Origin of the sequence: Streptomyces sp. NPDC006134 (assembly GCF_040628835.1) — a bacterium.
Taxonomy (GTDB): Bacteria; Actinomycetota; Actinomycetes; order Streptomycetales; family Streptomycetaceae; genus Streptomyces.
Window position 1 is genome coordinate 1 of sequence record NZ_JBEXTV010000085.1, and the last position, 14,491, is coordinate 14,491.

A 14,491-nucleotide genomic window follows, 5' to 3' on the forward strand; every position below is an offset into this window, starting at 1 on the left:
TCCTTCCCGGTCAGAGCCAGGACATAGGACAGCCCCCGCTCCTCGAGACCGATACGGAACGGGGTGCTGACCCCGTAGCCGGCATCGGCGACCACGACCGGCGCCTTCAGCTGCCAGTCGGCGAGCGTATCGAGCAGGCCGAGTGCCAGACGCCACTTCTCCCGGTGGACGGCGTCGTCCGGCACCCCTGCCCTGCGGCATCGGTCCGGTTCCTCCGTCCACTCGCGCGGCAGGTACAACTCCCAGTCCAACGGACAGGACGCGGTGTCGGTGGCGGCATGGACGCTGACCGCGACCTGGCAGTTCGCCCGTTTCCCGACCGCTCCGCAGTACTGCCGGGCCACCCCCACCGATGCGGTGCCGCACTTGGGGAACGACACGTCGTCGACCACCCACACCTCGGGCGTGATCACCTCGGACAGCCGCTCGGCGATCCGCCGCCGCACCGGCAGCGGATCCCACGGCGACTGGTTCACGAACTGCTGCAGCGCCTGCATGTTCCCGTCCGGCAGCCGCTCGGCCATCGGCTGGACCGACTTGCGCCGGCCGTCCAGCATCAGACCCCGCAGACAACACTCGCCCCACCGCCGCTGATCCCGCCGCGGCAACGAGGCGAACACATCGGCAACGAACCCCGATGACTCACCCCGGAGCCGTTCCACCTCCCCCAGCCTCATACCGGAGAAGATGCCCACACCACGCGAGATCACCCGAGGTAACGAAGCACTACTAGGCGTCCGCACCGCCGGCGCCGGGCCCTCGGCTCAGAAGATGTTGCGCTCCCGGTGCTGCTGCCGCAGCTTGAGGAACTTTGCACGCACCTGGTCCGCCGGCATGCCGCCGTCGGCCTGGATCATCAGATCCGCCAGGGCGTCCCTGGACTCCATGAAGCCCCGCCACTTCTGCTGGGGCTTCAGCCAGGTGTCCACCGCGGTCATGACAGCGACGATCAGGGCCAGAGCCGGGACCCACTTGATCAGCCAACTGCCGTGGCCGTCCTCCAGGTTCTGGTCGGCCGCCACGACGGCGCTCGCGAGAATGAGCAGGATGCGGCTGAGGTAGTACGTCACTCCGTAGTTGAAGGTCGCGACCCGCCATCTCCTCATCTCTCGTTCCATCTCCCTGGCGAGCGGCTCGGGCAGGCGCTCGTCCCACGACCGCTGCTCACCCTCGACCACGCTTCCGGCGATGTCCTCGGTCATGCTTCCCCCAGTGAACGCCCGCGCCCGGCACAGAACGTGTCCCATTCTCACCGATGGCTGCCGGGCGGTGGCCGTGTTGCCCACAGACGCCGGAGTCCCTTCCGGCTTCGGCCGGAGCCCACAGGCCGAGGCGCTTACGGCCGCCTGGACGGTGCCGGTGACCCGAGCGGAGGACAGCGCGGTCGCCGCCCTTCGCCGGCGCGCGGCACCAAGTGTTCACTTCCGCCGCGAATGGAATTCACCTCTTCGCGCCCCGGCCGACACCGCCGGGCTCGGGAGGATAGTTAGCCTGTTCTAATCTCCGACCTTCGAATGTGAGAGGCCCGCGTGCCGAAACTGTCCGTCGTCGTCCCCATGCACAATGTGGGGCCTTTCGCCGAGAGCACTCTGAGAAGTCTCGCCCACAACGCGGACCCCGACTTCGAGTTCCTGCTCGTCGACGACTGCTCCACGGATTCCACTCCCTGGGCGATCGACCGCTGGGCGGAAAAACTTCCCCGGGCCAGGGTGATCCGGCACGAGAAGAACATGGGCATCGCCCAGGCGCGCAACAGCGGTATCGACGCGGCGGAGGGCGAGTTCGTCACGTTCCTCGACGGCGACGACTGGTACGGACCGGGCCATCTCGCCGAGCTGGTGCGCGCGGCGGAGGAGCTGGGATGCGACTTCGCCCGCACCGATCACGTCCAGGCCACCGGGACCGCGCGGGTGATCCGGCGGCCCCCGGCCCGGATGCGCAATACGGTGATGGATCCGCGCGACGGAATAGCGCCGGCCCACATGGAGACGATGGTGGATTACCCCTTCGTCTGGGCGGGAATCTACCGCCGGCACCTTTTCGACGACGGCGGAATGCGCTTCGCGACCGACCTGCGCACGGCCGAGGACCGGCTGTGGATCTGGCGCCTGCATCTGAAGGCCAGGACGTACGCGTCCCTCGGTCTGCACGGGGTGTTCTACCGCCGGGGAGTGGCGACCTCGCTCACCCAGATCAAGGACTCCCGTCAGCTGGATTTCATCCCCGCGTACGACACGCTGCTGCGGGAGCTGCGGGAGGACCCGGAGGCCGGGCGTTTCCTCCCCAAAGCCGTGCGGACCTACTGCGCGATGATCGCCTTCCACATCGGCAAGGCGAACGAGTACGAGGCCTCGGCGGCCCAGCGGCTGCGGAGCGAGGCCAGGGCCGCGCTCCACCGCATGCCCGAGCAGGTGCTCGCCGAGACCCTCAGGACCATCGACACGAAACGGAGCAGGTTGCTCAGCCGCCTGCGTGACGGGCGGAAGGCTGCCTGATCCATGCCCCTCGACATATCCCCCCGCGCGCCCCGCGAGACGTCCTCCGGCCTGCCGCGCAGGACCCAGATCTTCCAGGTCTCGACCCTGTACGGAGCGGCCACCCTCGCCGCGGCGCTCGACGCGGGCCTGTTCGGACCGCGCGGCGAGGCCCGGCGCATCCTGCTGGTCTCCAACAACGCCGCCGTGCCCGAGGCCGCGCTGCGCCTCGACGAGATGCACGGATACGCGCGCCTGGCCGCCCGGTTCGACTCGGTGGTCGGCTGGAACGAGGCGATCAGCCCGTACCACCCCAGCGCCTGGGGTCCGCGGGGGAACGACACGGTGCTGTGGCAGAAGGCGTTCCGTCTCGCCTGGGACATCGGCGAACGGGACCCGGTCGAGCTCGCCGTCGAGTCGATCCAGGTCAACCCGGCCCGCGCGCTGGCGGGGATCTTCTCCGAGAGCGCCGTCCACGTGTACGCCGACGGCCTGATGAGCTACGGCCCGACCCGGGAGAAGCTGCCGCTGACCATCGCGTGCCGCATCCGGCGGCTGCTCCATCTCGACCTGGTCCCCGGCCTGACGCCGATGCTCCTGTCCGAGTACGGCGTCGGTCCCGAGGTCGTCCCGGACGAGGCGTTCCGCGGGGTGCTCGACGAGATCTCCCGGGACGCGGCGGACGACCCGCGGCTGGCGCCCGTCCTGGCGGAGGCGCCGACGGCCGTGCTCCTGGGCCAGTACCTGGCGGCGATCAACATTCTGAGCCCGGAGGAGGAAGAGGACCTCCACGTCCGCATGCTCACCGGGGCCGCGCGCGCCGGGCACCGGTCCGTGGTCTTCAAGCCCCACCCGACGGCCCCCGCCGGCTACACGGCGGCGCTGAGCAAGGCGGCGGCGGACGCGGGCGTCCGGCTCACCGTGCTGGACGCGCCCCTGCTGGCCGAGACGCTGTACCACCACTGCGGTCCCGAACTCGTCGTCGGCTGTTTCTCCACGGCGATGGTGACCGCCTCCGCCTACTACGGCATCCCCGTCGCCCGGGTGGGGACCGCGCTGGTGATGGAGCGCCTCAAGCCGTACCCGAACAGCAACCGCGTGCCGCTGGCCGTCGTCGACCACCTGGTGCCCGACCTGGAGCGCGGGCAGAGCCCGGCCCTCGTCGGCGCGGCCCCCGAGTCGTTGTCGCCGCTGGTCCGGGCGATCGGTTTCTGCATGCAGCCGGCGACGTACGCGGAGCTGCGCGAGCCGACGGCGGCCTGGCTGCGGGACCACCTGGCCGCCAGTCCCGGCTACTACTTCCCCGAGCTGCGGCTGGCCGAGCTCGGCCTGCCCGGCAGCCGCCCGCAGGTGCGCGCGAAGCTCCAGGTGCGGCGTGCCAGGCGGGTGGTGCGCAGGGCGGTACGGCGCGGCGCCGGAAAGTGACCCGGGCGGCCCCGCCCTCTCCGCCCGCCCTCTCCACCGGCTCCTTCGCCCGGCTCCTCCGTCCGTTCCCTCAGGCGGTCCCTTCGCCCGGCCCTTCCGGGCCGGGCGTCCGGTGTTCCGCGCCCGGTTCGGCCCCGTCGGCAGGAAACGGCTCGCCCCTACCGGACGGCTCGCCCCTGTCGGCAGTGACCGGCCCGGCCCCGCCGGCGGGGGCCCGCTCAGCCCAGCCAGCGGGCCAGCCGCAGCCGCGTCCACAGCAGGGCGGCGGCGAACGACAGCACGACCGTGGCCGCCGTCAGCCCGGCGAGGGCGCCCAGCGCGGCCGGCCGGCCCGCCCCCGCCGACACCACGTGCGGGGCGAGGGCCTCCAGGAACATCAGGTGGACGAGGTAGGCGCCGAAGGAGACCCCGGCGAGCCTGCCCAGCAGCGGGCGCAGCCGCTCGGGCACCCTGATCCGGTTGAGGGCCATCAGCAAGGTCCCCGCCAGCAGCGCCACCACGGCCGACGCGTACGGGCCCGGGAAGTGCACCCGGTGCTCGTACGCGGCCACCGCCGCCCACGCGCACAGCCCGCCGGCCAGCCACAGCAGGCGCCGCCCGCGGCCGGCGAGGGCGGAGCGGGGCAGCGACAGCAGGACGGCCCCGGCGACCGCGTACACGACCTGGTAGAGGCCGAACTGCCAGGAGAAGGGGGGCATGCGGACGTCCAGGAGCCGCGCGAGGTCGCCCAGGAGGGTCGGGGCGAGAGCCAGGCCGAGGAGGACGGCGCCCACGCCCCAGGGCCGTTTGCCGGCCCTGACCAGGACCGCCGCCGACAGCAGCAGGATCACCGGGACGTAGGCGTACAGGTACCACAGGTGGAAGGCGGGCCGCACGGAGCCGAACAGCGCGTCCAGAGCGAGCTGCCGCACGGGATCGGAGGCGGTTCCGCGGGCCCGGGCCCACACCAGGTAGGCGGCCGTCCACACGCCCATCGGCACGACGATGCGCACCAGCCGCTTGCGGACCTGCCCGCCGTCCCGGGGCGGTGCCCCGCAGAGCACGACCCAGCCGGCGATCGCGAAGAACAGCGGGACGGCGCACCGGCTCAGCGCGTCCCCGGCGAGCGCGGTCCAGTACACGGGCCGCCCGCCCGCGGGATCGCGGTCCACGGCCGTCATGAGCAGGCCCGCGGCGTGGCAGACGATGACGCCGACCGAGGCCAGGACCCGGATGAGGTCGATGTCGTACCGGTGTTCGCCCCGGGGGCGCGGGGCGGGTGTCCCCGCGGTGTCGGGGGCGGGGGTGCGCGCGGGGTCGGTGGTGGTGATCGGCTCGGCGGCGATGGGGGGTCACTCCCGGGTTGGGACGCGGGGCCCGCCGGTGTCCGGCCGGGCCCGGGAATCGAATGCCTGTGCCGCACGCGTCCGCAGCCGCGGCGCCGCGCGACGCACATCGGTGCAGGCTAGGGGAGGCCGTGGGAAGCGGGGACCGACTCCGGGTGAACATCGGCCACGTGTGCGTGACCTTCTGGTGAACGCCGTCCGGTGACTGTTCGGTGCGCGCCGCGTCGGCGTGTCCGGCGCGGCGGGCGCCGCGCGCTGTGCCGGGCGGTGCGCCGGACCGCCGGTGCCGTTCCCTGCCTCCGCCGCCGCTCGCGACGCTAGCCTGACTGCACCGAAACTCCGGTGAAGGGGGGAGCGAGTTGAGGTGGGTGGACAGCCGGGGGACGGCACCGGCGGGCTCGGCGGGGGACGCGGACGAGCAGCGCCGGCTGTCCGCCCTGGACCTCGTGGGCCTCGCCGCCGGCGGTGTGATCGGTTCCGGATGGCTGCTGGCCGCCGGTCACGCCCACTGGGCCTCCGGCGAGGACGCCCTGTGGGCCTGGGTGGTCGGCGGGGCGCTGATGCTGCTGATCGCCGCCGTGATGGTCGAGCTGGGGATCGCCGTCCCCAAGACGGGCGGGCTGATCTTCCTCCCGCTGCAGGCCGCCGGGCCGCTCGTGGCCACGGTGGTGGCGGCCGGGCTGTGGATCGGGTACGCCGTGAACCCGGCGAGCGAGGCGGCGGCCATGGTCCGCGGGCTGGCGCACTGGTTCCCCTCGCTGCTGCAGAACGGGGAGGCGCTGAAGGACGTCGGCGGGCTCACCACGCAGCGGGTGGAGCAGGCCAACGACCTCTCCTTCACGGGCGGTCTGTGGGCCGTCGCGTTCATGGTGCTGCTCTCGGCGCTCAACCTGCTGCCACCGCGCCGGCTGATCAGGCTGAACCTCTTCATCACCGTGGTGAAGGTCCTGATCCCCGTGCTGATCGTCGTCTTCCTGGGGTTCGCCGTGTTCGACGCCGCCGAGGGCTGCCGGCCGGAGCAGGCGTGGTATCTCAGTGAACGCTCGGGCGATGCCGGTCAGTTACGGGAGCAGGCCGGCGGTCTGTCACCGCTGTACGTGGTGCTGGGCGGCGCCGTCATCTACGCGTACATCGGCTTCCAGGCACCGCTGGACTTCGCCGGCAACGTCAAGCGGCGCGGCATGGGGGAGGCGGCGCGTCTGCGATGGGCGGTGTACGGCACCCTCGTCGGCGCGTTCGCGCTGTACACGGCATTGCAGTACGTGTTCGGCAGGCACTGCGCGGGGCTCACCGGGAACATGCTGGAATCCCCGTACTCCCAGTTCGCCGTGGCCGCGTCGATGACCTGGCTGGCCTGGTTGGTCCGCCTGAACGCGGTGCTGTCCCCGATGGGCGCCGGCCTCGTCTTCACCCACGCCCTGACCCGTGAGGTCGCCGCGCTGAGCCGCGCCCACCTCACCCACCGGGGACTGCAGACGGCACGCCGGGCCTCGTTCCGGTTCCGGGGCGCCGAGATCGACGCGTACTGGATGATCCTGCTGGTCAACCTGGCCATCGGCCTGGCGATGCTCGCCGTGGTGCAGGGCAACTGGGAGAAGCTGGTCGCGCTCAACAGCGTGCCGACGCTGGTGGTGTACGCCATGCCGGGTGTCGTCCTGGCGGCACTGGAACTGCGGAGGTTCCGGCGGAGGCGCCGGGTGACGCACCGGGTCCTCTCCTACGCCGCCTTCGTCGCGATCGCCGTCGTGATCCACGAGGCGGGGTGGGCCGACGTGTGGCGGGGCATGGCCGCCGTGGGGATCGGCTCGGCCCTGCTGCTCGGGCTGCCGTGGCTGGCCAGACGCGACCTGCCGCTCGCCGGGCGCCTGTTGCGCCGCTACGACGCACGGGACCACGTCTCCCGCTTCGCCGTGCGCAAGGACCCCGCGCTGCGGCCGGTGCTGCTGTTCCTCGTGTATCTGGCGGTGCTGGTGGGGAGCACACTGCTGCGGGACGTCCTGGGCGACGAAGCGGCCCTGGTGACGCGGCTGATCGCCGCCCTGTCGGCGGCCGTGGTGTTCCCGCTGATGGTCCGGGCCGCCCGCCGTTACATGGAAGCCGTACCGCCCACCCTGCCCGCTCCCCGCCGCGAGCCCCGGGAGACGCCCGTCACCGCAGGGACTTGATGACCCACTCCGCCGCCTCGGGCCACCCGGCCGCCCGCAGCTCGGCCACCGCGTCGTCGCGGTGGCCCACGTCCGACCAGCGGCCCACGGTGGCCCGCAGGAGCAGCTCCGCGTCGGGCAGCGGCAGCGCCAGCACCCCCTCCACGACCTGGACGACGTCGGACGGGGTCACCAACTGCTCGTTCTCCAGGAACCGTTCGAGCAGGGTCCAGGCCACCTTGTGCAGCCCGGCGCGGTAGAGGCGTCCCGCGACATCGGCGACCAGCGCGGCGTCGGCCGTCACCCCGGGGGACGGCTCCGAGAGTTCACGGCAGGCCGTGTGCACGGCGACCGGCTGCCTGGCCTCGTGCAGGGCGCGCAGGCAGTCCACGAACCGGTCCCGGTCCGCGTCCGGGGCCATGACGGCCGTGGCCAGCCGGCGCCCCGCCTCCTGCGCGGCCCGGCTCCGCTCACGGCTGCGTTCCACGCGGCCCAGCAGGGTCACCAGGTCGGCGCCGGAGCGCCCCTCGACGTGCACGGCGGCGACGTGGCGCAGCAGCCGGGAGCACTCGGGGTCGGCGTCCTCCAGGTGCAGCCACTCGTCGAGCTGCTGCAGCTCGTACAGGGAACGGGGGGCGGAGCCGGGGAGTGCTCCGGGGGCGGAGGGGCCGGCCACGATGTCGGTCAGCAGCTGCCGGGTGGTGCGGGTCAGGGCCGGTTCCTTGTGCCAGTACGACACCAGCGCCGCCAGCTCCTGGATGCGCTCGCGCCCGGCCGCGTAGCGCCGCACCAGGGCGCACTTGGCGGCGGACTCCTCCTCCTTCGCCAGCAGCGCGCAGAGCCGCACCACGTGCCGGGGGTGCGCGGTGTGGCCGATGTACTCGGCGAGGGCGTCGTGGCCGTCGCCGCGGCGGGCGATCAGTTTCGCCACCCACCGGCGGGTCACCCCCACCTGGGTCGCGTCCGAGGCCTTCAGCCGCTCCCCGACCCACTGCTCCAGGACCTGCCCGGCCGGGCTGAGGTGCTGGAACGCGCCCGCCAGGTCGGCGATCTCCTCGCCCTCCTCGCCGTGTCCGGCGGGGCCCGGCGTGCTGTCGGCGATCGCCTGCAGGGTCAGTTCGAGCAGCCGGTCGGCCTGGCCGTGGCAGCCCTCGTCGCGGAGCGCGGTGTACAGCAGCGCCTTGTCGAGGTTGGTGCGGCCGGAGCCGGGGCTCGCGAACACCTTCACGGTGCGCTCCGCGAGCGCGGGCCGGCGCTCGTCGAGCACCCGTACGAACACCGCCACGTCGAACACCGTGCGCTGGCAGGCCACGTCGTGCAGGATGCTCGCGGTGACCGGATCGCGCTCGCTGCCGGACTCTTCCTCCTGCTGCCGCACGGCCAGCTCGGCCGCCTCCCCGACCGGCCGGGACAGGGCCGCCGTCGCCATCAGCATGACCGCGTCCCGCGGGTCGAAGTCGCGCGCGGCGGCGACCAGTTCCTCGACCGGGCGGCGCAGGGCGAACGCGTACAGGGCGCGCATCGCCCTCGCCTCGCCGCCTTTCTCCCTCCGCATGATGCGCAGGATCGCCTCGAACTGCCGGACCGGGATCCGCGCCACCCAGGCGTACGCCTCGTTCAGCGACTCGGCCACGGCCGGCTGGAACAGGTGGTCGGTGCGGCGGGCGCGCCCGGTGCGCTCGGGGGCGGTCATCCGCCGCCCAGCAGTGCGGGCTCGATCTCACCCCAGTACCGGACGAAGTCGGCCGGGTTGGTCAGCAGTTCGCCGGCCCGCTGGTCGACCCGGCGGGCCAGGTCGCGGTGCTGCTCGTCCCCGGTCCTCAGCCGCACCACCACACGGCCCGCGAGGTCGGGCCGCCGCATCAGGGCGGGCAGGCTGCGCTCGCCGTTGAGGAGCAGCTCGCGGACCCAGTCCTCCACCGTGTCCAGGGCGCGCGCCCGGGGCCGGCGGCCCTTGGCGTGGTTGGTGAAGAGCGGAGCCGCCTCCGAGGCGTCGTTCAGCAGCATCCGGGGCGGGTGGTGGACGCCGCACGCCTGCATGCCCTCGTCGACGCCGGCGCGGAGCGCGCCGAGCGTGAGGTCGCCGGCGTGATCGGGCATGCCCTGTTCCAGCACGTTCAGCAGATGGCCGCTGAACGGCGTGCAGGTGTCGAGGGGAGGCTGGAGGTTCTGGCAGGCGTCGGCCGACGCATTGTGGACGCTGCCGCTGACCGCGGTGAGCACGCAGGTGCCCTCGGAGCGGGTGCCGAGGGCGCCCGGCAGGGCGGAGTCGGCACCGAGGTGGGGCAGCATGTTGGAGTAACAGCAGTCGGTGATCAGCACTTTGAGGCCGGCCTTGCTCTTCCTGATCGCCCGGTACACGTACCAGGCGGACAGCCAGGTCCAGGGCTCGTTGCTCCGGGAGGAGCCGACCGCGAAGTGGACCTGGCCGCCCGGCACGTCCTGCCAGTACGCGCCGTGCCCGACGTACACCACGAGCAGGGTGTCCTCCGGCCCCTCGCCGGCCGCCGCCGCCTCCTGGAGCGCGCGCATCACGCCGTCCGAGGTCCGTGTCTCGTCCGGTTCCAGCACCCGGGACCGGGCCGCGGCGCCCCACCGCGGGTCCCGGGCCAGTGCGGCCCCGTACGCGCGGGCGCTCGCCTCGATCGTCGGATACCCCTCGATGCCGGAGTCGTGGTCGTACGTCCCGACCCCGATCACCAACGCCCGGGACGCCATGCCGGTCAGCTCCCCTCGGGGGCGGCGGGGCCGTCGGAGCCCTGCGCGGACTGCGGGTCCTGCGGGGGCCGAGGGAGCTGCGAGGGCGGGACGACGACGATGGTGACGGACGGCGGATCGAGCCTGCGGCCCCGCCAGGTCTCGATCGCCCGTTGCGCGGCGGCCTGCACCACGGCCCCGACGGCGCCGCCGAGCACGGCCTCCAGCAGTACGACGGCGAGGCCCCCGTCGAGGGTGCCGCCCCGCCCGGCCGTCTCCAGCCGCCAGGACAGTCCCGTCTCCCGCCCGAGCTCCTCCAGGAGTTCTTCCGGCTCGTCCAGCCCGACCGGCCCCTCGATCTTCACGGAGATCGTCGCCGTCATCTCTCCCGTGCCTCCCCCGCTGCGGTACGACGTACTCGCCCCCACTCTGCCAGGCCGGGCACCGGCTGCGCGAGGGCGAACGGATGCCCGTTACAGGGTCAGTACACCCCTGCGCGCCACCCCTGCGCACCACCCTGGCGGTGACAGCGCGACCGTCCGCCCGGCCGCCCGCCGGGCCGTTCGGGCACCTGTCCGGCCGTTCGGGTCAGACCGGGCATTTTGCCCGTGCATGGTTCCGGGCCCCTCCCGGCACATATATAAATGTAGTATGCATCTATCCCTGCCTCCGGACGGTCCCACCGACGAGCAGCGCATCGAAAGCGCCGCCCGGGGCCTCCTCAGGGGCATCGGGCGGCTCGCGCAGACGCTCTTCCGCGCCGGCGACTTCGGGCTCACCCGCAGCCAGGCGGCCGTACTCGACGCGCTGGAGGACGGCCCTCGGCGGGTGACCGCCCTCGCCGCGTACACGGGCATGGCCCAGCCGCGCGTGACCGTGGTCCTGCAGAGCCTCGAAGAACGCGGCCTCGCCTCGCGCGAGCGCCGCGCGTCCGACCGGCGCGTCGTGGAGGCGTCCCTGACGCCGGCCGGCCGGGACCTGCTCGAACAGGGGCGCCGGCGGATGGCCGCGGCGCTCCTGCGGGGCCTGGACGCCGGCGTCGACGACTCCGAGCGCGCCGTGGCCGCCGCCCGGGACGCCCTCGCCACCTTGCTGAACGCGATGGACGTGAACGGCGTGAATCACGTGAACAGCATGAATGACATGAATGACACGAATGACATGAATACGGAGACCACTTGATCAGCCCAGGCACCGCGCCGCCGGACACGGCACCGGAGCACGCGCCCCCCGCACCCCCCGCCGGCACCCCCGCCCTCCCGTCCGGCGCCGCGCGCATCGTCGCGCCGCGCCGGGTGGGCGGTCCCCCGCGATGGTGGGACCGGGTGCTCGCGGCGGACCCCGGCCTCGGGCAGCTCCAGGCGGGGTGGCGCACCTTCGTCGCCATGGTGACCGCTCTCGCGGCCGGCTACGGGATGGCACGGGCCCTCGGCGTCCCCGCCATGACCGGCATGATGGTCGGCGGGATGATGGGCCTGATGAGCGCCTTCGCCGTCGCCGAGAACACCTGGCAGCGGCTGACCCGGGCCCTCCTGTGGATGCCGTTCCCCTACGCCGCCGCCCTGTGGCTGGCCGCCGGGCTGCACGACGACCGCGGCCTGGAGATGAGCCTGATGGTCGTCGCCCTGGCGCTGATCTTCTTCCTGGCCCGGTTCGGGCAGCTGTTCCTGCTCACGGGCATGATGCTCTTCAACGGCCTGATGGTCGGCATGATGGCGAACATCCCGGCGTCCCTGTCGGGCAAGGCGTTCGCCGTCGCCCTGGTGTCCGCCGCCGCGGTGCTCGCGACCCGGCTGCTGCTGTGCTACCCGATGCCGCGCGAGGACCTGCTGCGCACCCAGCGCGCCTTCGTCGTGGAGGCCCGCCGGGTGGCGGACGCGGCCGTCGACGCGCTGGACCCCGACGCCGACCAGGAGCGGGCCGTACGCCGCATGGCGCGCTCGCTGCGCCGCCTGAACGTCACCACCGTCACCATCGACGGCCGGCTCGCCCAGCCGGAGGTCGCCGCCGACCCCGGCGCGGCCGAACTGCTGCACCGCCACCTCTTCGACGCGGAACTGGCCCTGCGCGGCATCGGCCGGGCCGTCCAGGACCTGGCCGCCCTCGACGTCCCGGCGCACCTGCGCGAGGCGCTGGCCGTCGGCCTCGTCATCGCGCGGGACACGCCCCTCGGCGACGCCCGGAGCCTGCGCCCCGCGGCCGAACGCATCCGCCGGCAGGCCGACCGCGTGCCCGGCCACCCCGACGCCGGGGACGGGCAGGCGCAGACCGCCGAACTGGCCCACCGCGTGGCCGACCTCCTCGACTCCCTGGCCGAATCGCTCTCCCACTGGCTCTCGCTGGGCCGGCGCTCCCCCGCGTCCCGGGCGAAGGTCCCCTTCCAGCCGACCGTGGCCCTGGAGCGCAACCTCCCCCCGGGGTCGGCCGCCGCGACGCAGCGCGTGCTCGCGGCGCGGACGGAGGCGAGCTGGCGGCGGATCGTCCCCTTCGTGCGCGCACCGCTGCACGCCGGGATCGCCGCCGCCGTCGTCTGCCCGATCACCGACGCCATCGACCCGCACCGCTTCTACTGGGGCCTGGTCGGCGTGATGATCACCCTCTTCGGCACGAACACGACGCACGAGCGGCTGCGCAAGTTCGGCCACCGCATGGCGGGCACCGTGATCGGCGCGGTCGCCGGCGTCGCGCTGCTCCACCTGGTGGGCCACGGCCACGTCTACGGGACGCTCGCGGTCATCGTGGCGGGGCTCACCTTCGGCTCCTGGGGGATGCAGCGCGCGTACGCCCTCTGGGTCGTCGGGCTCGTCGTCGCGCTGGTGCAGCTGTACGGGCTGACGACGCCCTACGACGGCATGGACCGTCTGCTCGGCGAGCGGCTGCTCGACAACGGCCTGGGCATCCTCGCCGCGACCGCGTGCGCCGCGCTGGTCTTCCCCCTCTCCAGCCGCAGGATCGCGCGGGAGGCGGAGCGCGGCTACGTGTCCGCCGTCGACGACCTCGTCTCCCAGCTCGCCCTGCGCTGGGCGGACCCCGACGCCCCGGTCCGGCTGCGCGGAGCCGCCCGCGCGGTGGACTCCGCCCTGTTCCAGGTCGTGAGCCTGGCGCGGCCGCTGGTCCGGATGCCGCTCGGGGTGCGGGGCCGTGACGCGGACCACCGCACCGCGCTGCTCGCCACGGCCACCGGTCACGTCCGCGCCCTCGCGGCGGCGGCCGACGTCGACATCGACCTGGCACCCCGGCAGGCCGAACGGTTCGCGCTCGTCACCGCGACGCTGTCCCGTTCGCTGCGGGACCTGGAGCGCTCGCTGGCCGCCGGTGAGCCCGAGGGGAGCTGGCAGCGGGTGAGCCCGCTGGCCGGGGAGCTGAAGGCGGAGCTGGAGGCGGCACCGCCCGGACCGCGGGTGTCGCGTGCCCGCACGGCGCTGCAGGAGCTGGCCGCGCTCGACGAGACGCTGGCCGGGTACGCGGAGAGGTGCGGGCTCACCGTGCGCAGCACCGCGCCGCAGGACGAGGCGGGTTCGCCGATGGAACGCCGCACGCGTGCGCTCGTGGCGCAGTGGGCCGTGCACCCGGCGGCACGGGACACCGCCGCTTCCGAGGAGACCGCCGGCACCGCGACCGCCGCCGCCCCGGCCCGTACGGAACCGGCTCCGGCACCGGCACCGGAAATGGCGGCGGTATCGGCCGGAGCGGCCGTTCCGGCCACGCCGCGCGGCGGGGTCACCGTCGCCGGCGCGGTCCGGTGTGCCCTGCATCCCGCGGGCTGCGCCGGACGGGTCACCGTGATCGACGCACGGGGCAAGCGGGTCGCGGCAGGCCCCGTCCGGTCGGGCCGGTACCGCGTCGACGGGCTCCGGCCGGGCGGCCACACGCTCATCGTGTCGGCGGCGTCCCACGCCCCGCACGCGGAGTTCCTGTACGTGCCGCACACGCGGGACACCCGCCCCGTCGGGCACGACGTACGGCTGTAGCGGGGGCGATCCGGTGGGGTGGCCCCCGGTGGCGCGGGCCCACCACGCGGGCCGGGGCGTCCCCTTCACCGGCGCACCGGCACGCAGGGCGGGATCACAAGGCCGACACCACCGCACGCGTCCACGCCCCGGTCCGAGCGGCCCATGCCGCCTGCCGCCCCACCGCGGCAGACTCCGGAGAACCAGCGAACAGCGCGTTTCCCTGAGTCCGGCGGCCGTGCGGGTCGCCTCACTTCGACACGCCGGACCGGACGGGGAACCGGGCTGGGAGGCGTACGGCGGCAGATCCGCCGCACGCGTGGATCCGCGTCCGCCCCTGGGCGGCGCACGGGGCCGGGCCGCGGCACCGGCACCGGGAGCGGGAGCGGGAGCGGGAGCGGGAGCGGGAGCGGGAGCGGGAGCGGGAGCGGGAGCGGGAGCGGGAGCGGGAGCGGGAGCGGGAGCGGGAGCGGGAG

General features: G+C 73.9%; 11 protein-coding genes. 5 read left to right on the plus strand and 6 right to left on the minus strand.

The window, feature by feature from the left end; translation table 11 throughout:
- A partial coding sequence (locus ABZ340_RS34115; protein ID WP_358785778.1) for an IS701 family transposase occupies positions 1 to 677 on the minus strand: 677 nt, incomplete at its 3' end.
- An 87-nt stretch (positions 678 to 764) separates the two neighbouring features.
- Entirely contained in the window at positions 765 to 1,202 is a 438-nt protein-coding gene (locus tag ABZ340_RS34120) for a hypothetical protein (RefSeq protein WP_358785764.1), read from the minus strand.
- 327 nt (positions 1,203 to 1,529) lie between these two features.
- Between ABZ340_RS34120 and ABZ340_RS34125 the strand changes: the two genes are divergently transcribed.
- Together ABZ340_RS34125 and ABZ340_RS34130 are read left to right on the plus strand one after the other, a co-directional pair.
- Positions 1,530 to 2,495, plus strand: coding sequence for a glycosyltransferase family 2 protein (locus ABZ340_RS34125; RefSeq protein ID WP_358785765.1), 966 nt, complete (start codon positions 1,530 to 1,532; stop codon positions 2,493 to 2,495).
- A gap of 51 nt (positions 2,496 to 2,546) precedes the next feature.
- Positions 2,547 to 3,899 (plus strand): polysialyltransferase family glycosyltransferase, encoded by a 1,353-nt coding sequence (locus ABZ340_RS34130; RefSeq protein WP_358785779.1) that lies wholly within the window; start codon positions 2,547 to 2,549, stop codon positions 3,897 to 3,899.
- Positions 3,900 to 4,117: 218 nt separating this feature from the next.
- On the opposite strand, the gene ABZ340_RS34135 is transcribed toward ABZ340_RS34130, so the two are convergent.
- A complete protein-coding gene (locus ABZ340_RS34135; protein ID WP_358785780.1) occupies positions 4,118 to 5,209 on the minus strand; it encodes an acyltransferase in 1,092 nt (363 codons plus the stop codon).
- A 383-nt stretch (positions 5,210 to 5,592) separates the two neighbouring features.
- Here ABZ340_RS34135 and ABZ340_RS34140 point away from each other — a divergent pair, with 383 nt between their 5' ends.
- Positions 5,593 to 7,389, plus strand: coding sequence for an APC family permease (locus tag ABZ340_RS34140; protein ID WP_358785781.1), 1,797 nt, complete (start codon positions 5,593 to 5,595; stop codon positions 7,387 to 7,389).
- Here ABZ340_RS34140 and ABZ340_RS34145 read toward each other — a convergent pair.
- The 3 genes from ABZ340_RS34145 to ABZ340_RS34155 are packed head-to-tail and all read right to left on the minus strand — an operon-like array spanning position 7,373 to position 10,448.
- Positions 7,373 to 9,061, minus strand: coding sequence for a hypothetical protein (locus ABZ340_RS34145; protein ID WP_358785766.1), 1,689 nt, complete (start codon positions 9,059 to 9,061; stop codon positions 7,373 to 7,375). The two genes, ABZ340_RS34140 and ABZ340_RS34145, sit on opposite strands and share 17 nt — an antisense overlap.
- The gene (locus tag ABZ340_RS34150) at positions 9,058 to 10,086 is read right to left on the minus strand and encodes a hypothetical protein (RefSeq protein WP_358785767.1); all 1,029 of its coding nucleotides are present in this window, start codon (positions 10,084 to 10,086) and stop codon (positions 9,058 to 9,060) included. The genes ABZ340_RS34145 and ABZ340_RS34150 overlap by 4 nt, the downstream gene beginning before the upstream one ends.
- Positions 10,087 to 10,091: 5 nt before the next feature.
- A complete protein-coding gene (locus ABZ340_RS34155) occupies positions 10,092 to 10,448 on the minus strand; it encodes a hypothetical protein (RefSeq protein ID WP_358785768.1) in 357 nt (118 codons plus the stop codon).
- Between the two features lie 268 nt (positions 10,449 to 10,716).
- On the opposite strand from ABZ340_RS34155, the gene ABZ340_RS34160 reads away from it, so the two are divergent.
- On the plus strand, positions 10,717 to 11,247 hold the full coding sequence (locus ABZ340_RS34160) for a MarR family transcriptional regulator (protein WP_358785769.1): 531 nt from the start codon (positions 10,717 to 10,719) through the stop codon (positions 11,245 to 11,247).
- Complete coding sequence (locus ABZ340_RS34165) at positions 11,244 to 14,036, plus strand: FUSC family protein (protein WP_358785770.1); 2,793 nt, start codon at positions 11,244 to 11,246, stop codon at positions 14,034 to 14,036. Before ABZ340_RS34160 ends, ABZ340_RS34165 begins: the two co-directional genes overlap by 4 nt.
- Positions 14,037 to 14,491: the final 455 nt, after the last annotated feature.

Excerpts from the sequence above, each read along its gene's own strand:
- ABZ340_RS34120 (WP_358785764.1), bottom strand. The coding sequence starts at position 1,202 with ATGACCGAGGACATCGCCGGAAGCGTGGTCGAGGGTGAGCAGCGGTCG.
- ABZ340_RS34150 (WP_358785767.1), bottom strand. The coding sequence starts at position 10,086 with ATGGCGTCCCGGGCGTTGGTGATCGGGGTCGGGACGTACGACCACGAC.
- ABZ340_RS34145 (WP_358785766.1), bottom strand. The coding sequence starts at position 9,061 with ATGACCGCCCCCGAGCGCACCGGGCGCGCCCGCCGCACCGACCACCTG.
- ABZ340_RS34160 (WP_358785769.1), top strand. The coding sequence starts at position 10,717 with ATGCATCTATCCCTGCCTCCGGACGGTCCCACCGACGAGCAGCGCATC.
- ABZ340_RS34155 (WP_358785768.1), bottom strand. The coding sequence starts at position 10,448 with ATGACGGCGACGATCTCCGTGAAGATCGAGGGGCCGGTCGGGCTGGAC.